The sequence below is a fragment of the Massilia agilis genome (assembly GCF_024756255.1).
In the GTDB taxonomy this organism is placed as follows: Bacteria; Pseudomonadota; Gammaproteobacteria; order Burkholderiales; family Burkholderiaceae_D; genus Telluria; species Telluria agilis.
The window spans coordinates 885,035-906,662 of record NZ_JANUHB010000001.1; the positions used below are offsets into that span (position 1 = coordinate 885,035).

At 64.8% G+C, this 21,628-nt stretch carries 20 protein-coding genes; 3 read left to right on the plus strand and 17 right to left on the minus strand.

What is annotated here, in order from left to right; all coding sequences use genetic code 11:
* The 13 genes from NX774_RS04030 to NX774_RS04090 form a co-directional block, all read right to left on the minus strand.
* The gene (locus NX774_RS04030) at positions 1 to 3,213 is read right to left on the minus strand and encodes an efflux RND transporter permease subunit (RefSeq protein WP_258820868.1); all 3,213 of its coding nucleotides are present in this window, start codon (positions 3,211 to 3,213) and stop codon (positions 1 to 3) included.
* Positions 3,214 to 3,232: 19 nt separating this feature from the next.
* Positions 3,233 to 4,429, minus strand: coding sequence for an efflux RND transporter periplasmic adaptor subunit (locus NX774_RS04035; RefSeq protein ID WP_258820869.1), 1,197 nt, complete (start codon positions 4,427 to 4,429; stop codon positions 3,233 to 3,235).
* Between the two features lie 163 nt (positions 4,430 to 4,592).
* Positions 4,593 to 5,609: a hypothetical protein gene (locus NX774_RS04040; protein ID WP_258820870.1), complete on the minus strand. Its 1,017-nt coding sequence runs from the start codon at positions 5,607 to 5,609 to the stop codon at positions 4,593 to 4,595.
* An 11-nt stretch (positions 5,610 to 5,620) separates the two neighbouring features.
* The gene (locus NX774_RS04045; protein WP_258820871.1) at positions 5,621 to 5,860 is read right to left on the minus strand and encodes an RNA recognition motif domain-containing protein; all 240 of its coding nucleotides are present in this window, start codon (positions 5,858 to 5,860) and stop codon (positions 5,621 to 5,623) included.
* A 7-nt stretch (positions 5,861 to 5,867) separates the two neighbouring features.
* Positions 5,868 to 6,650: an enoyl-ACP reductase FabI gene (fabI, locus tag NX774_RS04050; RefSeq protein ID WP_258820872.1), complete on the minus strand. Its 783-nt coding sequence runs from the start codon at positions 6,648 to 6,650 to the stop codon at positions 5,868 to 5,870.
* Positions 6,647 to 7,312: a 3-oxoacid CoA-transferase subunit B gene (locus tag NX774_RS04055; RefSeq protein ID WP_258820873.1), complete on the minus strand. Its 666-nt coding sequence runs from the start codon at positions 7,310 to 7,312 to the stop codon at positions 6,647 to 6,649. The genes fabI and NX774_RS04055 overlap by 4 nt, the downstream gene beginning before the upstream one ends.
* Before the next feature lie 10 nt (positions 7,313 to 7,322).
* The gene (locus NX774_RS04060; protein ID WP_258820874.1) at positions 7,323 to 7,967 is read right to left on the minus strand and encodes a 3-oxoacid CoA-transferase subunit A; all 645 of its coding nucleotides are present in this window, start codon (positions 7,965 to 7,967) and stop codon (positions 7,323 to 7,325) included.
* Entirely contained in the window at positions 7,964 to 9,151 is a 1,188-nt protein-coding gene (locus NX774_RS04065; RefSeq protein WP_258820875.1) for an acetate/propionate family kinase, read from the minus strand. Before NX774_RS04065 ends, NX774_RS04060 begins: the two co-directional genes overlap by 4 nt.
* Before the next feature lie 4 nt (positions 9,152 to 9,155).
* Positions 9,156 to 10,094: a phosphate acetyltransferase gene (locus tag NX774_RS04070; RefSeq protein ID WP_258820876.1), complete on the minus strand. Its 939-nt coding sequence runs from the start codon at positions 10,092 to 10,094 to the stop codon at positions 9,156 to 9,158.
* A gap of 33 nt (positions 10,095 to 10,127) precedes the next feature.
* On the minus strand, positions 10,128 to 12,443 hold the full coding sequence (locus tag NX774_RS04075; protein ID WP_258820877.1) for a DUF3141 domain-containing protein: 2,316 nt from the start codon (positions 12,441 to 12,443) through the stop codon (positions 10,128 to 10,130).
* Between the two features lie 163 nt (positions 12,444 to 12,606).
* Positions 12,607 to 13,437, minus strand: a complete 831-nt coding sequence (locus tag NX774_RS04080) for an AraC family transcriptional regulator (protein ID WP_258820878.1) — start codon at positions 13,435 to 13,437, stop codon at positions 12,607 to 12,609.
* 9 nt (positions 13,438 to 13,446) lie between these two features.
* Complete coding sequence (locus NX774_RS04085) at positions 13,447 to 14,043, minus strand: MarC family protein (protein WP_258820879.1); 597 nt, start codon at positions 14,041 to 14,043, stop codon at positions 13,447 to 13,449.
* Positions 14,044 to 14,139: 96 nt separating this feature from the next.
* Positions 14,140 to 14,304 (minus strand): hypothetical protein, encoded by a 165-nt coding sequence (locus tag NX774_RS04090; protein WP_258820880.1) that lies wholly within the window; start codon positions 14,302 to 14,304, stop codon positions 14,140 to 14,142.
* Between the two features lie 112 nt (positions 14,305 to 14,416).
* Here NX774_RS04090 and NX774_RS04095 point away from each other — a divergent pair, with 112 nt between their 5' ends.
* From NX774_RS04095 to NX774_RS04105, 3 genes are all read left to right on the plus strand, one after another.
* Entirely contained in the window at positions 14,417 to 14,785 is a 369-nt protein-coding gene (locus tag NX774_RS04095; protein WP_258820881.1) for a hypothetical protein, read from the plus strand.
* A gap of 528 nt (positions 14,786 to 15,313) precedes the next feature.
* Positions 15,314 to 16,114: a hypothetical protein gene (locus tag NX774_RS04100; protein ID WP_258820882.1), complete on the plus strand. Its 801-nt coding sequence runs from the start codon at positions 15,314 to 15,316 to the stop codon at positions 16,112 to 16,114.
* Positions 16,115 to 16,129: 15 nt separating this feature from the next.
* Complete coding sequence (locus NX774_RS04105; protein WP_258820883.1) at positions 16,130 to 17,179, plus strand: hypothetical protein; 1,050 nt, start codon at positions 16,130 to 16,132, stop codon at positions 17,177 to 17,179.
* A 181-nt stretch (positions 17,180 to 17,360) separates the two neighbouring features.
* Here the strand turns inward: NX774_RS04105 and NX774_RS04110 are convergent, their stop codons facing one another.
* The 4 genes from NX774_RS04110 to NX774_RS04125 form a co-directional block, all read right to left on the minus strand.
* A complete protein-coding gene (locus NX774_RS04110; protein WP_258820884.1) occupies positions 17,361 to 17,900 on the minus strand; it encodes a phosphoribosyltransferase in 540 nt (179 codons plus the stop codon).
* A gap of 24 nt (positions 17,901 to 17,924) precedes the next feature.
* Positions 17,925 to 19,244, minus strand: a complete 1,320-nt coding sequence (locus NX774_RS04115) for an adenylosuccinate synthase (RefSeq protein ID WP_258820885.1) — start codon at positions 19,242 to 19,244, stop codon at positions 17,925 to 17,927.
* A gap of 5 nt (positions 19,245 to 19,249) precedes the next feature.
* On the minus strand, positions 19,250 to 20,404 hold the full coding sequence (locus NX774_RS04120; RefSeq protein ID WP_258820886.1) for an ATP phosphoribosyltransferase regulatory subunit: 1,155 nt from the start codon (positions 20,402 to 20,404) through the stop codon (positions 19,250 to 19,252).
* A gap of 193 nt (positions 20,405 to 20,597) precedes the next feature.
* Positions 20,598 to 21,404: a hypothetical protein gene (locus NX774_RS04125; protein WP_258820887.1), complete on the minus strand. Its 807-nt coding sequence runs from the start codon at positions 21,402 to 21,404 to the stop codon at positions 20,598 to 20,600.
* Positions 21,405 to 21,628: the final 224 nt, after the last annotated feature.

Sequence of the window (21,628 nt, forward strand, 5' to 3'; positions counted from 1 at the left end):
TTAGTCTCCTTCATGCGGCGCGTGCGGCACGTGCCCGGCAATCCCGCCCGGCGCGGGCAGGCGTTCGCCGGACTCGCCCGGCGGCGCTTTCCTGCGGCCGAAACGCTCCACCGTGCTCTCGATCACGTAGTAGAACATCGGGATGAAATAGACCGCGATCACGGTGGCCGCCAGCATCCCGCCGATCACGCCGGTGCCGATCGAAATGCGACTGTTGGCCGACGCGCCGGTCGCGATCGCCAACGGCACGCAGCCAAGGATGAACGCGATCGATGTCATCACGATCGGGCGCAGCCGCTCGCGCGCGGCGGTCATGGCCGCGTCGTAGAACGACTTGCCCTGCTCCCGGTTGAGCACCGCGAACTCGAAGATCAGGATCGCGTTCTTGGCCGCCAGCGCGATCAGCATCGTCAGGCCGATCTGGAAGTACACGTCGTTGTTCAGAGCGCGCAGCATCACCGCCACCAGCGCGCCGAACAGCGCGAACGGCACCGCCATCAGCACGCCGACCGGCAGCGACCATTTCTCGTACTGCGCCGCCAGGATCAGGAACACCATCACCAGACCGAACGCGAACACCGAGGTCGAGGTGCTGCCGGCCTGCTTCTCCTCGAACGCTTCGCCGCTCCAGGCCAGCCCGAAGTCGGACGGCAGCGCCTGCGCGCCGATGCGCTCGAGCGCGGCGATGGCCTGGCCCGAGCTGTAGCCGGGCGCGGCGTTGGCGGTGATCTTCACGGCCGGGAAGTTGTTAAAGCGGGTCATGAGGTCGGGCCCGGTCACGTAGCGGCTGGTCACGATCGAGGACAGCGGCAGCATCTTGCCGTCCTTGTTGCGCACGTACAGGCGTTCGAGGTCTTCCGGCTGCAGCCGGTAGCCCGGCTCGGCCTGCAGGATCACCTGCCACAGGCGGCTGCTCTTGATGAACTGCGACACGTACAGCGAGCCGAACATCGTCTGCAGCGTGCCGTACACGTCTTCCACCGGCACCCCGAGCGTTTCGGCCTTGTCGCGGTCCACGTCCACCATCAGCTGCTGCGAGTTGGCGTTGAAGGTCGCCGTCACGCGCGCCAGCTCCGGCGCCGCCTTGGCCTTGGCCAGGTAGTCGGCCACGGAGGCGGCCATCTGCTGCACGTTCTTGTCGCCCTTGCTCTGCACCCAGACCTCCAGGCCGCCGGTGGTGCCCAGGCCCGGGATCGACGGCGGGTTCACCGGCAGGATCACGCCGCGCGGGTCGTTGCCCAGCGCCTTGTAGGCCTGCAGCAGCACCGCTTTCGCGTTCTGGCTGCGGATGTTTTCGCTGGAGTAGCGCTCGTCGAAGTCCTTGAACCCGACGAAGAAGGTGCCGGCGTTGTTCTTGTTCTGGTTGTCGAGCAGGCTGTAGCCGTCGATCACGGCCACGCCCGCCACCGCCGGGTTCGTGACGAAGTAGTCAGACACCCGCTTGCCAACCGCGCCGGTGCGGTCCAGGCTGGCCGCGTCGGGCATGATGACCGCGCCAAGCAAATAGCCCTGGTCCTCGGGCGGCAGGAAGGCCGTTGGCACTTTCTTGATCATTACCACGGACAGCGCGATCATGCCTGCAAACAGCAGCAAGGCGAGCACCGAACGCTTGATCATGAAGGCGACACCGCGCGCGTAGCCCTCGGTCATGCGCTCGAAGCTGCGCTCGAACCAGCGGAAGAACCAGTTCTTCTTGCCATGCGCCGGCTTGAGCAGCAGCGCCGCCAGCGCCGGCGACAGCGTAAGCGCGACCAGGCCCGAGATCACCACCGAAATCGCGATCGTGATGGCGAACTGCTTGTACAACTGCCCGGTAATCCCGCCCAGGAAGGCGACCGGCACGAACACCGCGCACAGCACCAGCACGATCGCCACCACCGGGCCGGCTACCTCGTCCATTGCGCGCCGGGCCGCTTCTTTCGGGTCGAGCTTGTGCACTGTCATGTTGCGCTCGACGTTTTCGATCACCACGATCGCATCATCGACCACGATGCCGATCGCCAGCACCATGCCGAACAGCGTGAGCATGTTGATCGAAAAGCCCAGCGCCTGCATGCCGATGAAGGTGCCGACGATCGACACCGGCACCGCCAGCACCGGGATCAGCGTCGCCCGCAGGCTCTGCAGGAACAGGTAGACCACCAGCACCACCAGGATCACCGCCTCGAAGAAAGTCTTGACCACGTCGTGGATCGAGGCGCGCGTGAAGTTGGTGGTGTCCATCACCACCTTGTATTCGATCCCCTCGGGGAACTCCTTCTTCATCTGGGCCAGCGTCGCCTTGACCTGGTTGGAGACGTCCAGCGCGTTGGCGCCCGGTTGCTGGTACACCGCCATCATCGTGGCCGGCTTGCCCTGGTAAGTGCCGCGGATCGAGTAGTCCTTCTGGCCCAGCTCGGCGTGGCCGATATCCTTCAGGCGCACGATGGCGGCGCCGCCGCTGGCGGCGCGGATGATGATGTTGTCGAACTGGGCCGGGTCGGTCATGCGCCCGGCGGTGGTGACGGTGAACGACTGCTCGACCGGCTTGCCGGTCGGGGACTGGCCCAGCCGACCCACCGCGTACTGCTGGTTCTGGGCCGCGACCGCGTTCTGCACCTCGGCCGCGGTCACGCCCAGCTGCGCCATGCGGTCGGGCTTGAGCCAGATGCGCATCGCGTAGTCGGGCGTGCCGAAGATCGCGGTCTGGTTGGCGCCCGGGATGCGCTTCAAGGCGTCCAGCACGTAGATGTTGGCGTAGTTGGCCACGTACACCGGGTCGTAACGCTCGCTGGGCGAATAGATCGCGATCACCATCATGAACGCCGACGACTTCTTCTGCACCTGCACGCCCTGCGCCGTCACGGCCGAGGGCAGCTGCGGCAGCGCCAGGTTGACCCGGTTCTGCACATCCACCTGCGCCAGTTCCGGGTCGGTGCCGATCTCGAAGAACACGTTCAGGGTCAGGTTGCCGGTCGACGAGCTCGACGAGTTCATGTAGATCATGTTGTCGGCGCCGTTGACCTGCTGTTCGATCGGGGCGGCCACGTTGTTCGCCACCACGTTGGCGTCCGCGCCCGGGTAGGTGGCGGACACCGTGATCTGCGGCGGCGTGATGTCCGGGTACTGCGCGACCGGCGACTTGACCATGGCCACCGCGCCCGCAAGCGTGATGATGATCGAGATCACCGAGGCGAAGATCGGATGGTCGATGCAGAAGCGGGACACGTTCATGTCAAGGCTCCGGCTGGCGCTAGCGCGGCTGCGGCGCGCCAGCGCCGGTGCTGGCCACCACCGGCGCGGGCGCGAACGTGGTCACCTTCAGCGGCGCGTTCGGCGCCACGCGTCCTGCGCCGTCCACCACCACCCGCTCGCCGCTCTTCAGTCCGTCGCTGATGAACCACTCGTCGCCGTACCAGTCGCCGACCTCCACCACGCGCTGGCGGGCCTTGCCGTCATTGCCGACCACCCAGACGTAGTGCCCCTTCGCACCCTGCTGCACGGCGCGCTGCGGAATCCGGATCGCGGCCGGACGGGTCGAGCCATACACGCGGGCGCGCACGAACTGGCCCGGGCGCAGCACCCCATCTGGATTCGGCAGTTCGGTGCGCACCAGGAAGGTGCCGGTCGCCGGATCGAAGGACGGCGCGGCAAAGTTGATGTGGCCGCGGTGCGGAAAGATCGAGCCATCGGCCATCACCACCTCGACCGTGAATTGCAGGTTGGCCGGAAACCTGAGCTTGCCCTTGGCGATCTGGTCGCGGTAGCTCAGCTGCTGGTTCTCGGACACACTGAAGTTGACCCAGATCGGGTCGATCTGCGACACCGTCGTCAACAGGCCCTGCTGCCCCACCGTCAGGTAGCTGCCCTCCTGCTGCTTGGCGAAGCTGGACAGCCCCTTGAGCGGCGAGTAGATCGTGGTGTAGCCCAGGTTGAGGTTGGCCTGGCGCACCTGGCCTTCGGCCGCCAGCACCGCGGCCTGCGACTCGCGCTCGAAGCCGATGGCGTCGTCCAGCTCCTTCTTGCTGACCGCGTTGCGGGCCGCCAGCGGGCGCACGCGCGCCAGGTTGGCGCTGGCCACCGCGTGGCGCGCCTTCTGCTGCTCGAGCTGCCCCTGCGCCGACAGCAGCGCCGCCTCGAACGGCTTCCTGTCCATCTGGAACAGCGGCTGGCCGGCGCGCACCATGTCGCCTTCCGTGTAGAGCCGGCGGTCGAGGAAGCCTTCGACCCGGGCCTGGATTTGTACCTCGCGCGAGCTTTGCGTCTGCGCCACGAATTCGAACTGCACCGGCGTGTCGCGCGGCTCGACGGTGAGCGCGCTGACCTGCAGCGGACCGGGTGCCGGCTGCGCCTCCTGCCTGGTGCAGCCGTCCAGCAGGGCGGCAACGGCGCCGACGGCAGCCAGCCAGCGCCAGGCGGCAAACGGCGGCGGTAACGATCGACATGTCATGGCATACCCCTGGCCAAACGATTGAGTTGACGTCGCAGCGGCGCGGCCATACGGGCGCGCAGGTCGGCCGCTTGCGGCCGCAAGTTGGGTCCAAGGTATGCCAGTCGGGATTGTCGGGTAATTGGACCTTGGTCTTAGCCGGATGAGCGGCGGCACCGGCGCTTCAGCCAAGCAGCCGTGCCGCGCGCTCGAACATGCTCTGCTCGGGCAGCAGCTCGCCGCGCGCGAAGCGCACCAGCGCGAACGCCCGCTTGCGCGGCGGACTGGCCGGTATGCGCGCCACTTCGAACGTGATGTCGTCGCCCGCCTCGGCGCTGTCATGGGACAGCACGACGTTCATCTTGTTCAGGCGGACGGTCTTGCGTTCGACATAGATGTGAGCCGCCGGTTCGGCCAGCACGGCGCACAGGTGCCCGAGCTGGCGCTCCAGCGTTTCGGCACGCACGCCCAGCCCTTCCAGCTCGCGCCCGTTGTCGGCCATCTGCTGGCGCAGGTGCTCCAATTGGGCCGCGCTGGCGCGCGCTTCGTCGCCCAGCGCCGCGCGCACCCCCACGCCCTGGCGCTCGAGCAGCAGCAATCGCGTCTTGAGCAACGCCTGTTCCTTTTCCAGCTCGCCGCGGCGCTCCTGGTCGGCCGCAAAGCGCGTCATGCCCTCCAGCGCCAGCTGGTCTACCAGGCGGCGCACGATCTCCTGTCTCAGTTCCAGCTCGGTGCGGCCGCACACGCGCACCTGGTGGTCGCTGAAGCTGATCGTCTCCTGGATCACGTCGCGGCGCATGGTCTCGCCTTCCAGCGCGACGCCAAGTATGTGCTTCTCGGTCATCGCCATCCCGAGCAGGGCGTACGCCTCGGGCAGGCCGGGGGAATGGTCAAAGAACGCGCGCAGGTCTTCCGAGCGCGAAAGGACGGGCGCGATGTCATCGGGCGAGGCGAAGAACGCATGGATGCTGGGGTCGCCCGCCCACGCCTGCGCGCTCGCTTCGCGCACCGGCGGCACCTCGCGCGCCAGGCCAACCAGGTAGCGCACCGCGATGGCAACCGCGGGCGCAAGCCGCGCCTCGGCCTGGCGCAGCATGCGCAGCTGCGGGCAGAACGTGAGCACGCGCGCCACGCCCTCGTCGATGCGGCGCTGCTCGTCGTGCTCGCGCGAACCGTGCAGTATCTTGTCGAGCAGCCCCATTGGCGGCCTCCCTACATCACCTGTATGTTGATCTTGCGGTTCTTCCAGAACAGGTTCTGGATGCGGTCGCCGAGCATGCGCAGCTCCTGCGGCGGCGCCTGGTTAAAGGTGAGCAGGACCGCCGGCCGGACGCCGCTGCCGGGGACATGCTCGATCGCGTCGAACGCCGGAAAGCCGTAGCGCACCAGCAGGTCGCGGATATCGTCGTCGGTGGCGCTGTCGTCCACGTTGCCGATCCAGAGCTGGGCCATGATCGCCTCATGCCATGATGTGCACGCCGCCATCGACGTACAGCGTCTCGCCCGACATCCGCTTGGCGAACGGTGTGGCCAGGAAGGCGCAGGTGTAGCCGACGTCCATGATGTCCACCAGCTCGCCCAGCGGCGCGCGCTGGGCGGCCTCGTTGAGCATGCGGTCGAAGTCCTTCAGGCCCGATGCGGCGCGCGTCTGCAGCGGTCCCGGCGAAATGGCGTGCACACGGATGTGCTTCGGCCCGAGCTCGTACGCGAGGTAGCGCGCCGACGCCTCCAGCGCCGCCTTGATCGGCCCCATCACGTTGTAGTTGGGGACCACCTTGTCGGCGCCGTAATAGGTCATCGTGAACATGGCGCCGCCGTCCTTCATCAAGGGCGCGCAGCGGCGGGCCAGGCGAATGAACGAGTGGCATGACACGTCCATCGCCTGCGCGAAGCCCTGCGCCGAGCAGTTCAGCAGGCCGCCCTGCAGGTCGTCCTTGGGCGCCCATGCCAATGAATGCACGAAGATGTCGAGCTTGCCCCATTCCTTTTCGATGCGGTCGAACACGGCATCGATTTCGTCTTCCTTGGCCACGTCCAGTGGCATGAAGATCTTCGACTCCATCTGCTGCGCCAGCGGTTCCACGTAGCCGCGCGTTTTCTCGTTGACGTAGGTGACGGCGAGCTCGGCGCCTACTTCGCGGAACGCCCTGGCGCAGCCATAGGCGATCGAGTGCTCGTTGGCGATGCCCGTCACCAGCGCCTTGGCGCCCGTGAGGATGGGGCGCGGGGTTGCGTTTGTCATGATGTCGCTCCTTCAATCTGCATTTGCGGGACCTGCTCCGGCACCACCAGCGATGCCTCGGTGGCGGCCAGCACTTCCGGCACGCTCACGCCCGGCGCGGTCTCGAGCAGGGTCGGGATGCCGCCGTCGAACGAGATCACGGCCAGCTCGGTGACGACCAGGTCGATGCGCCGCGCGGACGTCAGCGGCAGCGTGCACTGCCGCACGATCTTGGGCTTGCCCTTGGCGCTGTGCTGCATGGCCACGATCACCCGGCGCGCGCCGGTGACCAGGTCCATCGCACCGCCCATCCCGGGCACCATCTTCCCGGGAATCATCCAGTTGGCCAGGTGCCCCTGCTCGTCCACCTGCAAGCCACCGAGCACGGTGACGTCGAGGTGGCCGCCGCGGATCAGGCCAAACGACATCGCGCTGTCGAAGGTGCAGGCGCCGGGCAGCGCGCTCACGTATTGGCCGGCGGCGTCGGTCAGGTAGGGTTGGCTCATCCCCTCCTCGGGAATCGGTCCGGTGCCGATCAGGCCATTCTCGGACTGGAAGTAGATGCGCACGCCAGCGGGAACGTAGTTGGCGACCGCGGTGGGAATGCCGATCCCCAGGTTCACCAGCATGCCGGCGGAAAGCTCGCGTGCGATGCGTTTGGCAATGACGGTCTGTGCGTCCATGGCGGTTCCCTTAATGCGCGACCAGGTAGTCGACCAGTACCGCGGGCGTGACCACGTGGTCGGGCGAAATCATCCCGACCGGGACGATATGGGCGGCGTCGACGATGACCGTGTCGGCCGCCATCGCGATCACCGGGTTGAAGTTACGCGCCGTGAACGCATAGGTCAGGTTGCCGTAATAGTCCGACAGGAAGGCCTCGACCAGCGCGAAGTCGGCGCGAATCGGCGTCTCGAGCAGGTACTGCCGGCCATCCAGTTCGATCTTGCGCTTGCCCTCCTCGGCCAGCGTGTCCACGCCGGTGGCGGTCAGGATGCCGCCCAGGCCGTAACCGCCGGCGCGGATGCGCTCGATCAGCGTCCCCTGCGGCACCAGTTCGACCTTGATGTCGTTGGCGATCATCTTGCTCTGCGTCTCGGGGTTCAGGCCGATGTGGCTGACCACGAACTGGTCCGCCGCGCCGGCGGTGACGAGCTTGCCGATGCCGCGCCCCGGGCAACTGGTGTCGTTGGCGATCACGGTCAGGCCGCGCTTGCCCTGCCGGACCAGCTCATCCATCAGCCGCTCGGGCGTGCCCACGCCCATGAAGCCGCCCACCATCAGGCTGGCGCCATCCGGAATGAGCGCAACGGCTTTGTCGAGCGCGACGGTCTTCATATCCGCCCCGCCGTGGCGGCCAGCGTATGCCGCGCGATCATCAGCTCCTCGTTGGTCGGCACCACCCACGCGGACACGCGGCTCTCGCCCGTGCTGATGCGCGGCCCGTCCACCGCGTTGGCGGCAGGGTCGAGCGCCACGCCAAGCCAGCCGGCCAGGCGGCACACGCGGTCGCGGACCAGCGGTGCGTGCTCGCCGATCCCGGCTGTGAACACCAGCGCATCGAGCCCTTCCAGCGCCGCGGCCAGCGAGCCGAGCTCGCGCGCGATGCGGTAGATGAACAGCTCCACCGCAAAGCGCGCGCGCACGTCGTCGCTCTGGAGCAGCACCCGCATGTCGCTGGACAGGCCGGACACGCCCAGCAGGCCCGAGCGCTTGTAGATCAGGTCCTCCACGGTGCGCGCGTTCATCTGCAGCGCGTCGATCAGGTACAGGATCACGCCCGGGTCCAGGCTGCCGCAGCGCGTGCCCATCGGCAGCCCGTCCACGGCGGTGAAGCCCATCGTGCTGGCCACGCTGCGCCCGGCCTTGAGCGCGCACATGCTGGCGCCGTTGCCCAGGTGCGCCACCACGGTGCGGCCCGCCGCCGCTTGCGGCGCCACCTGCGGCAGTGTGCTGGCAATGTACTCGTACGACAGGCCGTGAAAGCCATAGCGGCGCACCCCGCGCGCGGTGATCTCGTGCGGTAGTGCGAAGGCCTGCGCGGCCTCGGGCTGGCTGCGATGGAAGGCCGTGTCGAAGCAGGCCACCTGGGGCACGTCGGGCCGCGCCTCGAGCAGCACGCGGATCGGCGCGAGATTGTGCGGCTGGTGCAGCGGCGCAAGCGGCACCAACGTGGCCAGCCGCTCGAGCACCGCGTGATCGACCAGGGTGGGCGCGTCGAATTCCAGGCCGCCGTGCACCACCCGGTGCCCGACCGCCACCAGGCGGTGGCCTTCGCGATGATTGCGCAGGAACTCGGCGATGTAGCGGATCGCGCCGGCATGGCCGATCTCGGTGCCGGAGGGCCAGCGGTTCTCCTCGGTACGGTCGCCGGCCGCGTTGGCCACCTTGAAGTGCGGTTCGGTAAACAGCCCTTCGACCTGCCCTTTCAGCAGCGGCCTTGGCTCGGCGCCAACGGCTTCGTAGCCGCAGAACTTGATGCTCGATGAGCCGGCGTTCACGACCAGGATGATGTCGGCCATCGCGTCACCCCATCGCCTTGCCGGCCTCGCGCCGCTGTTTGGCCACCAGCACCGCGACCGCGCACGAGGCACGCCGCGTCATCGTCGAGTCGGCGCGGCTGGTCAGGATGACCGGCACCCGTGCGCCGAGCACGATGCCGGCTGCGTCTGCCCCGGCCAGGAACGACAGGCTCTTGGCCAGCATGTTCCCGGCTTCCAGGTCCGGCACCAGCAGCACGTTGGCGCGGCCCGCCACGGGCGAATCGATGCCCTTGATGCGCGCCGCCTCCGGGTCGATGGCGTTGTCCAGCGCGAGCGGACCGTCGACCACGGCGCCGGTCACCTGGTGGCGGTCCACCATCTTGCACAGCGCCGCCGCCTCGATCGTCGAAGGCACCTTCGGGTTCACGGTCTCCATCGCCGACAGGATCGCCACCCGCACCTCGGGGAACATCAGCGCATGCCCCAGGTCGATCGCGTTTTGCAGGATGTCCTTTTTCTCTTCCAGGGTGGGCGCAATGTTCACGGCGGCGTCGGTGATGATCAGGGCGTTCTCATGGCCCGGCACATCCATGACGAAGCAGTGGCTGACCCGGCGGCCGGTGCGCAGCCCTGCATCGCGCCGCACCACCGCGGCCATCAGCTCGTCGGTATGCAGGCTGCCCTTCATCAGCGCTTCGGCCTTCCCTTCGCGCACCAGCTGCACCGCGCAATCGGCGGCCGCTTCGCTGTACGGCGCGTCCACCACCTGGTAGTCCGACAGCGACACGCCGCATTCGCCGGCGACCGCCTTGATGCGCTCGGCGGGACCGACCAGGATCGGCGCGATCAGGTTCAGTTGCGCGGCCTCGACCGCGCCGCAAAGCGAACTCTTGTCGCACGGGTGCACCACGGCGGTCGGCAGCGCCGGCAACGTCTGGCAGTAGTCGATCAGGCGCTGGTACTTCTCGTGTTTGTTGTCCATGTCGTTCCCTTTCAGGAGGTTGTGGCGAACGGCTCAGCGCACCGCCTGGATGCGCCGCTCCACCGGCGGGCGCGCGCCCAGCACGGAGCGGATCCGCTCGAGCATGGCAACCTGCTCCTGGCTCGGCCGCACCGCCTGCACGCGCGGGTCCGCGATCAGCTTGTCGAGCAGCGTGAGCAGCCGGGTCCGGTCGCCGGGGTCCTTCAGCAGGGCCGGCAGCGACAGCAGCGCCTGCTCCGGCTCGTAGCGCGCGATGATCTCCTGCTCGCCCCGGGTGCGGCGCGCCTGCTCGGGCGGAACCTTGGGCAGGAAGTCGGCGTAATCGCGCGCCAGTTCGTCGATCGTTTCCAGGCGCGACAGCGGCAACGGCTCGCCGTGCCGCATCAGCAGCACGCCGGCGCGGGCGAAGGCCTCGGCGTAGCCGCCTTGCGTGATCGAGGCGAGCGCCTCCTTCACGTATGGCAGGTCGCGCGGCTCGACCACCGGCTTGATGCGCGCCGCCTCGGCCTTGTGCTTGTCGGCCAGGTACATCGCGAACATGTTGGCGTACACCCCGAAGAACGCGGCCTCGGTGGTGGCGTCGCGCATCGCCCGGTACAGCTCGAGCGAGGCGCTCACGAGCTCGGCGCCGATTTCCTCGAGCTGGCGCGCCGGCTTGTCCGCCTCGACCGGCTTGCGATGCTCGCGCACAGCCTGCGCGGCCGGCCCGAGCCAGGCGAACCACGGGTTCAGGTCCGACATGGCCCAGTGCTGCACGCGCAGCGGGTGGAACTGGCGCAGCAGCCGCGCGCTCCAGTCGGACGACTGCGCCTGCACGGCCGGCTGCGCGAACAGCTCATAGGCGCGCTGGGTGAATTCGGACACCGCCTCGACCGCCTCGAACGGGCGCTCGTCCACGCGCGAAAAGCGATTGACGCGCGCGTTGATCTCCTCCAGCCGCAGCTCGCGGAACTCGACCTCGTACTCGACCTTGCCGTCCTCGCCCTTGTGCTCGAGGATGTCCATGCCGTACAGGCCAGGCGGCATGCGCTCGATGGTCTGCAGCACCGACACCAGCTGGGTGTACTCCTTCTTGGCGACCTTGCCCGACACGAAAATGCCGAGGTGGCCGATGTTCTTGTGCATGAGGCCGACGATCACCTGCCCGCGCGCCTTGATCTCGTCGGTGCTGCCGTAGATGTCGGCCACCCAATTGAAGGCCTGCTGCGGCGGCGTGATGTTGTCGCCCATCGACGCGAACAGCACGATAGGCACCTTGATGTCGCGCAGGTCGAAAGCGCTGCCGCCGGCCGACTTCACGTCGCCCGACCACAGCTTGTTCCCGACGAACAGGTTCTTCGTGATGAACTCGATCTCCTCGCGGTTCATCAGGTAGTAGCCGCCCCACCAGCGTTCAAAGTCGAGGAAGCGCGGCGGCTCCGTGTCGACGTTGGCGTACACCGTGCGGTACTTGCCCCACAGCGAATTGGCCGGGTTCAGGTTCTCGAAGTTGTAGACCAGCCAGGCGCCGTCGAAGATGCCGTTTCCCTGGTCGGCCGTATAGGACGCGAGCCACGAGCCGCCCAGCATGCCGCCGGTGTAGCGCATTGGATTGTCGCCCTCGCCCGTGCTCCAGGCGCCGGCCCAGTACGACATCGGCGCGCCGTTGATCAGGATCGGGCCGGTATCTTCCGGCGACGATGAGCTCAGCATCATCGCGGCCCAGCCGCCCTGGCAGTTGCCGACGATGGCCGGCTTGGGGCTGTCCGGGTGCAGCTGGCGCACCTTGCGCACGAACTGCTGCTCGGCGGCGCACACGTCGAGCAGGGTCTGGCCCGGCTCGGGGTCGCGGAAGAAGATCACGAAATACACCGGGTGCCCGGCACGCAGGGCGACGCCGACCTGGGAGTCGTCCTTGAAGCCGCCGATGCCGGGGCCATGGCCGGCGCGCGGGTCAATGATGAGGTAGGGCCGGCGGCGCGGATCGACCGTCACGCCCTCCGGCGGAATGATGCGCACCAGCGCGTAGTTGACCGGGCGGTCGAAGGTGCGCCCGTCCAGCACCATCTCGAACTGGAAGTGCAGCATCGGCTGCAGGCCGTGCATGGCCTGCTCGACGAAGTTGTTGCCGCGCTGGCGCATCGTGTCCCAGAACAGGATCGAGCGCTGCATGGTGTCGATGGCGTACTGCCAGGCGCTGGCCGGATCGACGCCGGCCAGCAGCGCCGGCACCCGGCCGTCCTTGCCATCGACAGCGGCGCGCACGCGGTCGCCGAATTCGTTGAGCGCCGTCTCGGTGCGCTTGCGGTAAAGCAGGCCGATCTTGATGCCGATATCATTGCTGCGCGCTAGCTGGGTTCCTGGATCCATCTGGTCACCTCGACGTCGGGGTAAGGAAGTGCCGTGCTCGCAGCGGCTGGGCCGCTGGATGTCGGGTACATGGTCTTATCGCGAGGCCACGGCGGCAATGCGACCAAAGTCCAATGACGCTTGACGGGAGTAGCGCGTGAGGGTGGGCTCGCGAGCCCGCGCGTCACAGGCGGTACGGCCAGTAATCGGGATCCGATTCGATGTGCTGTTCCAGCCGCGATGGCGGCAGCCCGGTCAGCGCGCGCAGCTCGCGCGCCATGTGCGCCTGGTCGGCGTAGCCCAGTTCGGCCGCGAGCGCGGCGAGCGTGTCCCCTTCGGCAGCGCCGCTGCGCAGCGCGTAGACGGCCTCGTTCATGCGCTGCAGGCGGCGCGCCTGCGCCGGCGTCAGCCCCACCTGGGCGCGGTACTGCCGCTGCATCTGGCGCTCGCCCACGCCAAGGGTGCGCACCGTGGCAGCCAACCCACGCCGGGTTAGCTGGCGCAGGCTTTCGCCGAGGGTGCGGTTCCAGCGCTGGCGCGCGTCGAGCCAGCGCGGCAGCAGCCATGATTCGATCCACTGCGTTTGCGCAGCCTCGTCCCCTGCCCTGTCCCGCAATGCGGGCTGCCAGTCGTTCCATTCTTCAAGCAGCCACGACGCTGCGGCTTCGTCCCGGTCCTGCAGCCGCGCAGGCGCCTGTCCGGTCAGCAGCGCGAACGCGTCCGGGTAGAAGATCACGGACACGCAGCGCAGCGGGGCGAGCGTGACCGAGGTGACGGGCCGGGTGCGTGGACCGAACACGATCCAGTCCGGCATGGGCTTGAGCGCCCCGTCGTCGTCGGCCAGCACCGCCACATGGCCCTCGGTGAGCATCGTCACGCCGCAGTACACCATGGCCGGGAACCGGTTCAGGCGCGGCTGCGCGGGCGGCCACGGCTCGTCCAGCGTGGACATGAAGGCGATACCGAACACCGCCTCGGCCAGCTCGCCCGTCGGCACGTGCAGCGAGGTTTTCATCAATACTGTTTACAAGGTTTTGACGAAGGCGCGCACGCCGCCCAGCAGCATCTCGACCGACATCGCGGTCAGGATCAGGCCCATCAGGCGTTCGAACGCGGTCATCACCTGGGTGCCGAGCAGGCGCTGCAGGCGGTCCGCGCTCAGGAACACGGCCAGCCACACCACCGCAACGGCACCGAGTGCGGCAACGTGAATCGCGACTTCTTCGGTGGAGTTGGCGGTGAACAGCAGCACGGTGGCCAGCGCCGAGGGACCGGCCAGTGCGGGAATCGCCAGCGGCACGATGAACGGCTCGCCCCCTTCGGTGCGGCCCAGCACGCCATCCGGGTGCGGGAACACCATGCGGATCGCGATCAGGAGCAGGATCACGCTGCCGCCGATGCGCAAGGATACTTCGGTCAGGTTCAGTGCCGCCAGGAAGTGGCGGCCGAAGAACATGAACAGCAGCAGGAGCAGGAAGGCGATCGCGCATTCGCGCACCACGATGCGCGAGCGGCGCGCGGGCGCGACCGGGTTCAGCGCGCTGACGAACAGCGGCACGTTGCCGAACGGGTCTGTCACCAGCAATAGCAGGATGAAGGTCTGGAAAAAGCTTTGAGTCATTGGCAAATCGGCATCGGATGGAATCGTCCGATATTAACCGATATGCACGTCTGCTGGCGTGGTGGAAAGGCGCCGGCCGATACCGGCGCCCTGGAACTACTTCGACTTGGACGACTTGGTCTCGCCGTGCTCGGCGCGCTGCTTGTTCACGATGCGCGCCGCCACTTCCTTCTCGCGGCCGGGATAGCGGTGTTCCTTCTCAAACTTGTTCTCGAGTTCCTTGTACTCGCGTTCACGTTTCGGACTGGCTCCGGTAGGCATGGCGATCTCCTTTCCAACTCAGATACACGCAGCTTAGACCCGTGACTTCGCCGTTTCTGTGGGGTAGCGCACGCAATTTAGGAACCAAGCGAAAACTTGCGGAGGGTAGCAGATGACCTATGATGGAGCCGTGAATGCCTTCACCAAACGACTGGAAAACGACGTCGCCGCCATCAAGACAGACCTGTCCGTGGTTCGATCGAACTACGCCACGAAGGCAGACCTGAGCGAGGTCGCCAACAGTCTGATCAAATGGATGATTGCGACCACAATCGGCGTCGTGGCTGCGATGATCAGCATTGCAGTCGGCTTTGTGGCCGTACTCACCTTCCGTCTAGACAACACGTCTCCAAAAGCTGTGGCGCCCTCGGCCCCAATCGGGATTACGGTCCCTACCCGGTACCGGCCCACGGCCCGCTTCCGAGTGCCCAGCCGGACGGGACCAGATGTAAGAAGGGCACAGCAGACTCCCTCGAACTAGCACTTGCCGGTGATATGCGTTTTTGCCGGGTCTGTCGTTAGATAGCGTCCGTTTCCTGTGGTTTTATCGATTCCCGCGAACTGTACATCTCCATCGTGATGGCAGCCGCTGCAGTTTTCGAAGTTCTCCAGTATTTTCCTTTCCGAATCACCATTTTAGGCTGAACTGACAAAAATCAGCAGCAGATCGTTTGTTCTCCTCGTTAGGTTAAATGCCGGCGTGCTTCGGCTTGCTATGTTACACCTCCAGCGCGATGCGATTCGAACTAAGAATGAGTGCTTCATGGCAATCGAGTGTTGAGGGCAGTTTGGCAACTAACTGGGGGGATATACAATGCCACTAAAGGAAAAGACTTCTAATTTTCTAGTAGCACTCAGATCAATAATGCTTGCAGCAATCTGCTCAGCGGGCTCAGTGGGCTCAGCTGGAAACTATCTTGGCCCGGGCACACAGCTCTATATGGGCCAATCAATAAGATCCTATGCTGGCACATATAGCCTAACAATGCAGGCAGACGGTAACCTCGTCATGTATCGCAATGACGGCACTGTACGCTATCGCTTCGCAAAAGGCGGTTGGTTCGCGGCAATGCAAACTGACGGCAATTTCGTAGAGTACAATGGAATAATGAGCCCCATATGGAACAGCGGAACATGGGGTCATCCGGGATCATTCCTTGCAGTACAGGACGACGGCAATCTTGTTGTCTATAGCCCAGGCGGGACACCGCTGTGGAACATTGGGGCCGAGCCAGGACCAAAGGATCCACGACTTCAGGCAGATGTTGTCGGCCGCGACCTTGATGTAGCAGTCGGGGACTTTCTTGGTCATATCGGCCTGTTTGACGGTGGTGGAAACGTAATCGAGGCCGTCACTAACGACGAAGACCAAAACGGCATTCGCATAGTCACCTTAAATCAATTCAAATCCACGACACATAATTTTTGGGGCACCGCGTCCGCCAATATTCCATCAGGTTTTACGGAAATTGGCTGCTACCAGATATTCTGCTCTTACGACGGCCGTGATTTCGAGCAACTCCAGATGCGTACCGCCATGGTCAGGTTTGCGCTTCTTGAACGACAACTAGGTTCTACCTATACCTTGTCACCGTCGTGGTATTCCGGCACGTGGGACGTATTTCGGTCGCTGCCTGTGCGGGGGTCTTTTCGGTGCGACAGTTTTGTTGTAGCAACGATGTCAATGCCTGGGCGATACGCGTCACGAACTACGAGCGCGATTAATTGGGAAAATTTCATAAGGACACTCGCCAACTCATACATCAGAACCCCAAACACAGTTTTTGCAAGCCTGACCGCTTATCGCTAGCGACTAGAGGACCAAATGACACCACATTTTCAAGTATGGAAGAAGTCTTTCGCCATGTGGGCGACAGCAATGTCAACATGTCTTTCGACCCAAACTTTTGCTCAAACTGGCGTCACGGATTTATTGTCGAACAAGTCCGCGAACGACTTATTTCGCCACTATCAAAACTCGCGCCCAAGCCCTTCGGAAGGACAGCAGCTGCTAATCGGAGTTTTGAACAAGAAATTACCGGTGAATGACGAGAATCTTCGAGCTGTGAGGGCAAGTTTGGCGAAAGCGCGGGGACGGGAGGATAAGATATTGTTGATAAGAGTGTTGGCGTCCATGTACACACCCGGCGACCGAAGTCCGCAGAATCTGCTTATCGAGAATGATATCAAGGGACTCGTCGATTCAGCAGATTTAGGCATCGCAAGAGAAGCGGCACTTGAATATTCACGCCTGGGATATCCACTTGATCGCTACCAGGTTCTGAAACGTGCGCATGCCGCAAAGGTGTTGGGTGATGACGCCTATTATGGCGAGTTGGCGCACGGTCTACGCCTTTCATCACCTGCAGACCAGTCCGAGATGTTGAGAGAGCTTGAGAAAGCGCACAACCAGTTTGCGAACGAAATACTTGCCACCACCTTCGGCGTTCCAAGACTGCTTGGACAACTAAACCGTGCACACCAGGAAGACGTCTTGAGGCTACTCCTTGACCACGAGCCAGGTTTTCCCATGGCTATCGACAGCTTTGGCTTGGTGGACTCCGTCAGATATGCCCTGTGGATTAACGCGGTGGCAACAATCGATTCAATGCTAAGCGGCAAGCCATACGCACGAGTGATTATCAGGCGACTGTCGTCCCCGAGCACCGACCCACGAAAAATCCTTGCTGTCTTCTCCAATCCAGAAGGAAACCGCGTTCTGAAAGAGACGACCGATATTTCGACCTTGTATCAGTTATTAGAGCGCACTCAGGGTTATTCGTATTCGCTACCCCAAAATGCGACGGTAACGAGCGCAGTAGCGTTGTTTTCAAGTCAACTACGAGCTCTGGGGGCTACACAAAACAAACCTTGAAAAGACCGAAGTCCGCTCGGCCGCATTTTATGAAGGAGTCGCCGACAAGCATTGATTGCGTTGTCGCTCAGCTACTGCCGCTTGGCCGTGACGCCTCGATCGCTGCGGGAGAACGCGGCGCGCATTGACTTACAGAGGTGACGCTCGAAAAAAATCGGGGCAAGCACCCCGATCTTTTTTATCACTTTTCGAACTTTTTCAGCCACGCCGACAGCTGGTGCGGGCGCAGGCCGTCGTAGTCCTCGAACGGCTGGTGGATCCACGGGTTGTGCGGCAGCTCTTCCAGGAAATAGTCCGGCTTGATGGCCGAGCAGCCCTTGACCCAGATGACGGCCGACTTCACGTCGGTCACGTCGGTGTAGTTGTCCTTCAGGTGCTCGCGCACTTTCTTGAGGGTCACGCCGGAATCGGCCAGGTCATCGACCAGCAGGATCTTGCCGCGCAGCGGGCCCTTGGTCATCGTCATGTACTTGGCGATGTCCAGGTCGCCCTGCTTGGTGCCCGCCTCTTCGCGGTACGAGCTGGTCGACAGGATCGCCAGCGGCACGTCGAAGATGCGCGAGAACACGTCGCCCGGGCGCACGCCGCCGCGTGCCAGGCACAGCACCATGTCGAACTGCCAGTTCGATTCATACACCTTGAGCGCCAGGCGCTCGATCAGGCGGTGGTACTCGTCCCAGGATACCCAAAGGTCGTTGTCGGTCGATACCGGAGTGGTCATATCAGGATTCCCTCTACGTTGTCGTTATTGGGCCGCGAACGGATGGCGCAGGACGATCGTCTCTTCGCGGTCCGGACCGGTCGAAACCATGTCGACGGGTACGCCGACCAGTTCCTCGATGCGCTTGATGTAAGCGCGTGCAGCAGCGGGCAGCTCGTCCATGGACTTGGCGCCAACCGTGCTTTCCTTCCAACCCGGCATTTCTTCGTACACCGGGACGCAGCGTGCCGCTTCCTCGGCGCCCACCGGGAAGATGTCCACGGCGCGGCCGTCGATGGTGTAGCCGGTGCACAGCTTGAGCGTTTCCAGGCCGTCCAGCACGTCCAGCTTGGTCAGGCACATGCCCGACACGCCGTTGATCTGGACCGAGCGGCGCAGCAGCGCGGCGTCGAACCAGCCGCAGCGGCGCGCACGGCCGGTGACGGTGCCGAACTCGTGGCCCACGCGCGACAGGTGCTCGCCGATGCCCTGGTCGGTCGGCAGCTCGGCCGGGAACGGGCCCGAGCCGACGCGGGTGGTGTAGGCCTTGGTGATGCCCAGGATGTAATGCAGCATGTTGGGACCGACGCCGGCGCCGGCGGCGGCATTGCCGGCCACGCAGTTCGACGAGGTGACGTACGGGTAGGTGCCATGGTCCACGTCCAGCAGCGAGCCTTGTGCGCCTTCGAACAGCAGGTTGCCGCCCTTCTTGTGCGCCGCGTACAGTGCCGACGAAACGTCGCCGACCATCGGTTTCAAGCGCGGCACCAGGGCCATCGCGTCGTCGAAGGTCTTCTGGAAGTCGATAGCGGTGCCGCCCAGGTAGCCGGTCAGCACGAAGTTGTGATAGTCGAGGTTCTCTTTCAGCTTTTCGGCGAAGCGCGACTCGTTGAGCATGTCGGCGATACGGATCGCGCGGCGCGCCACCTTGTCTTCATAGGCCGGGCCGATGCCCTTGCCGGTGGTGCCGATCTTGTTGACGCCACGGGCCGCTTCGCGCGCGACGTCGATTGCCACGTGGTACGGCAGGATCGCCGGGCAGGCTTCCGAGATCATCAGGCGCGAGCTCACTTCGATGCCGGCGGCTTGCAGCTTGTCGATTTCGCGCATCACGTCCGGCACCGACACGACCACGCCGTTGCCGATGTAGCAGGCCACGCCTTCGCGCATGATACCCGACGGGATCAGCTGCAGCGCGGTCTTCTGACCCTTGATGACGAGCGTGTGGCCCGCGTTGTGGCCACCCTGGAAGCGCACCACGCCGGCTGCGTGGTCGGTCAGCCAGTCAACGATCTTGCCCTTGCCCTCATCGCCCCACTGGGTGCCGATGACCACGACATTCTTTGCCACGTTTTTATTTGACATCACACTTAACCTAAGTTTTTGAGAATCCAGTTTCCATTGTCGAGGACGAGCACGCGGTCGCACTCGAACTCGTCCTGAACGTTGTCGTGACCCGGCATGCTCTGGATCACCACTTCGCCGGCCTTGCGCAGCTCGGCGATTTTTTCGCGCAGCTCGGGAGCGTTGCCCCACGGCGCGCGAATCGAATGCTTGCGCTCGGCGGTCGGCAGCAGCCGCGCCAACTCGCGCAGGTCGAGCGAAAAGCCGGTCGCCGGACGTGCCCGGCCGAACGCTTCGCCCACCTGGTCGTAGCGGCCGCCGCGCGCCACGGCGTTCGGCAAGCCGGCCACGTACAGCGCGAACATGGCGCCGCTTTCGTACTGGTAACCGCGCAGGTCGGCCAGGTCGATCGCGACCTGGGCGCGGCCGATGGCGGATGCGGCCAGCGCGGCCAGTTCGCTCAGCGCCTTGGTGATGCCCGGCAGCGCCGGCAGCACCTCGCGCGCCTTGGCCAGCACGTCGACGTCGCCGTACAGGTGCGGCAGGGCCAGCAGCGCGTTGCGCGTCGTTGCGCTGTAATTGTTCGTGATTTCTTCCAGGCCCGGCACATCCTTGCCGCGCAGCAGGCTATGCAGCTGGGCCTCGTCGCGCTTGGCGACGGGGTCCTCGAGCAGGATCGCGCGCAGCACGCCTACGTGCGACAGGTCCAGCCGCACGTCGTCGAAGCCGGCCAGGGCCAGCGAGGCCAGCGCCAGTTCCTGGATCTCGGCATCGGCTTCCAGGCCGGCGTGGCCGTACATCTCGCAGCCGATCTGCAGCGGCTCGCGCGTGGCGTGCAGGCCCGACGGACGGGTGTGCAGCACGCTGCCGGCATAGCACAGGCGGGTGACGGTGTTGCGGTTGAGCAGGTGGGCGTCGATACGGGCGACCTGGGTGGTCATGTCGGCGCGCAGGCCGAGCAAGCGGCCGGACAGCTGGTCCACCAGCTTGAAGGTGCGCAGGTCGGTATCCTGGCCGGCACCGGCAAGCAGCGATTCGACGTATTCGAGCATGGGCGGCATCACCAGCTCGTATCCGTACAAGCGGAAGTTATCGAGCATCAGGCGACGCAGGTCCTCGATCTTGCGTGCTTCGGACGGCAAGACGTCGGCAATATTCTCGGGCAAAAGCCAGTTCGGCATGGGCGACTACTACGGGAGTTATTGGACTTCGGACAACTTGAGACGCGCGAGAGGCGCGCGATGGCTGCGCCGAATCGACAATTCTAACCGAAAATGCTGCAGTGCAGGCAGGGAAACATTGTTCCCGCAGCGGGTAAGTTGTCAATCTCCCACGTCCCGGCCCGGTCGCCGCGGGCCCGGACATGGGTCCAGCCTAGATGCCTAGCGGCCACTGGTACTTCGGCACCACCGACAGCGTGCTGCCGCTGACGATCAGGATTTCGCGGTGCGCGACCATCGCGATGTCGTGCGGATCGCCATCGTACCGGGTGATCTTGCCGTTCTCGATGATGTAGAAGCGCACCGGACCGGCCAGCCCGGCGGTGTTGTCGCGCCCGAGCGGCTGGCCCCACAGCGAGAACCAGTTGCCCAGGTTGTAGTTGCGCGGCGCATCGGCTTCCATGTGGATGATGCCGGTCACGTCGTGCACGTGCATCTCATAAGCGTGGTAGCAGCCCGCGTGCACCCGCCCTATCCCGTCCGGAAAGCCCAGCCGTTTGCCGTCCTTGTAGATGGAGATGAGCATGTGCTTGTGCCAGTTTCCGTTGAGCAGGCATTGCACGGTATCCACGGTCTTGCCTGTACCCCACCAGACCGGCCAGGCCGCGGTGTTGTACAGGGTGCCCTGGACCAGGCCGGTATAGGTGTCGGCCAGCGCGATCGGTTCGCCCAGCGGGTCGGAGGTTGCGCTGGAAACAGCGGCCAGGGTGGCCGGGGCCGGGGGCGTGGCCGGCTCGGACGAATTGATCGCGCCCAGCAGGTACGGTGGCGGCGCCTGCCCGGTCGGCTGGCCGGAGACGCACACCTGGTCGGGCGGGCCGGAGTCGGCAAAGGGTGGAGGCGAAGACTGCTGCTTGGCCTGGTCGCTGCCGCCGCACCCGGCCAGCAGCAACAAGGGGATGAACGCAGGAAAGGAAGCCACCACGCCGGGCAGCTTGCGCGCCGAGGGAATCGAGAACATAGATTTGCTCCTCCACAATGGGTTGTTGTTCCGTGAAGACTTGCTTCACAACCCATCATCGAGAAATCAAAAATGGAACTTTTGAGCCAATGCCAGAGAACGTAGCGACCTCGACAATAAGTTGAACATGCATCAAGGGCGGCGCCGGATTCTTGCTGAGAACAATGTCCAGGTAGAACCAATTCCTCTGCAAAAAGATTTTCGGAAAACAAAAAGGCGGCACC

Bases quoted from the DNA above. Each gene is read 5' to 3' on its own strand.
- NX774_RS04085 (WP_258820879.1), bottom strand. From the start codon at position 14,043: ATGACTCAAAGCTTTTTCCAGACCTTCATCCTGCTATTGCTGGTGACA.
- NX774_RS04045 (WP_258820871.1), bottom strand. From the start codon at position 5,860: ATGGCCCAGCTCTGGATCGGCAACGTGGACGACAGCGCCACCGACGAC.
- NX774_RS04125 (WP_258820887.1), bottom strand. From the start codon at position 21,404: ATGTTCTCGATTCCCTCGGCGCGCAAGCTGCCCGGCGTGGTGGCTTCC.
- NX774_RS04060 (WP_258820874.1), bottom strand. From the start codon at position 7,967: ATGAAGACCGTCGCGCTCGACAAAGCCGTTGCGCTCATTCCGGATGGC.
- NX774_RS04035 (WP_258820869.1), bottom strand. From the start codon at position 4,429: ATGACATGTCGATCGTTACCGCCGCCGTTTGCCGCCTGGCGCTGGCTG.
- NX774_RS04090 (WP_258820880.1), bottom strand. From the start codon at position 14,304: ATGCCTACCGGAGCCAGTCCGAAACGTGAACGCGAGTACAAGGAACTC.
- NX774_RS04070 (WP_258820876.1), bottom strand. From the start codon at position 10,094: ATGGACAACAAACACGAGAAGTACCAGCGCCTGATCGACTACTGCCAG.
- fabI (WP_258820872.1), bottom strand. From the start codon at position 6,650: ATGACAAACGCAACCCCGCGCCCCATCCTCACGGGCGCCAAGGCGCTG.
- NX774_RS04110 (WP_258820884.1), bottom strand. From the start codon at position 17,900: ATGACCACTCCGGTATCGACCGACAACGACCTTTGGGTATCCTGGGAC.
- NX774_RS04040 (WP_258820870.1), bottom strand. From the start codon at position 5,609: ATGGGGCTGCTCGACAAGATACTGCACGGTTCGCGCGAGCACGACGAG.
- NX774_RS04065 (WP_258820875.1), bottom strand. From the start codon at position 9,151: ATGGCCGACATCATCCTGGTCGTGAACGCCGGCTCATCGAGCATCAAG.
- NX774_RS04120 (WP_258820886.1), bottom strand. From the start codon at position 20,404: ATGCCGAACTGGCTTTTGCCCGAGAATATTGCCGACGTCTTGCCGTCC.
- NX774_RS04115 (WP_258820885.1), bottom strand. From the start codon at position 19,244: ATGTCAAATAAAAACGTGGCAAAGAATGTCGTGGTCATCGGCACCCAG.
- NX774_RS04095 (WP_258820881.1), top strand. From the start codon at position 14,417: ATGACCTATGATGGAGCCGTGAATGCCTTCACCAAACGACTGGAAAAC.
- NX774_RS04080 (WP_258820878.1), bottom strand. From the start codon at position 13,437: ATGAAAACCTCGCTGCACGTGCCGACGGGCGAGCTGGCCGAGGCGGTG.
- NX774_RS04075 (WP_258820877.1), bottom strand. From the start codon at position 12,443: ATGGATCCAGGAACCCAGCTAGCGCGCAGCAATGATATCGGCATCAAG.
- NX774_RS04055 (WP_258820873.1), bottom strand. From the start codon at position 7,312: ATGGACGCACAGACCGTCATTGCCAAACGCATCGCACGCGAGCTTTCC.
- NX774_RS04030 (WP_258820868.1), bottom strand. From the start codon at position 3,213: ATGAACGTGTCCCGCTTCTGCATCGACCATCCGATCTTCGCCTCGGTG.
- NX774_RS04100 (WP_258820882.1), top strand. From the start codon at position 15,314: ATGTATCGCAATGACGGCACTGTACGCTATCGCTTCGCAAAAGGCGGT.
- NX774_RS04105 (WP_258820883.1), top strand. From the start codon at position 16,130: ATGACACCACATTTTCAAGTATGGAAGAAGTCTTTCGCCATGTGGGCG.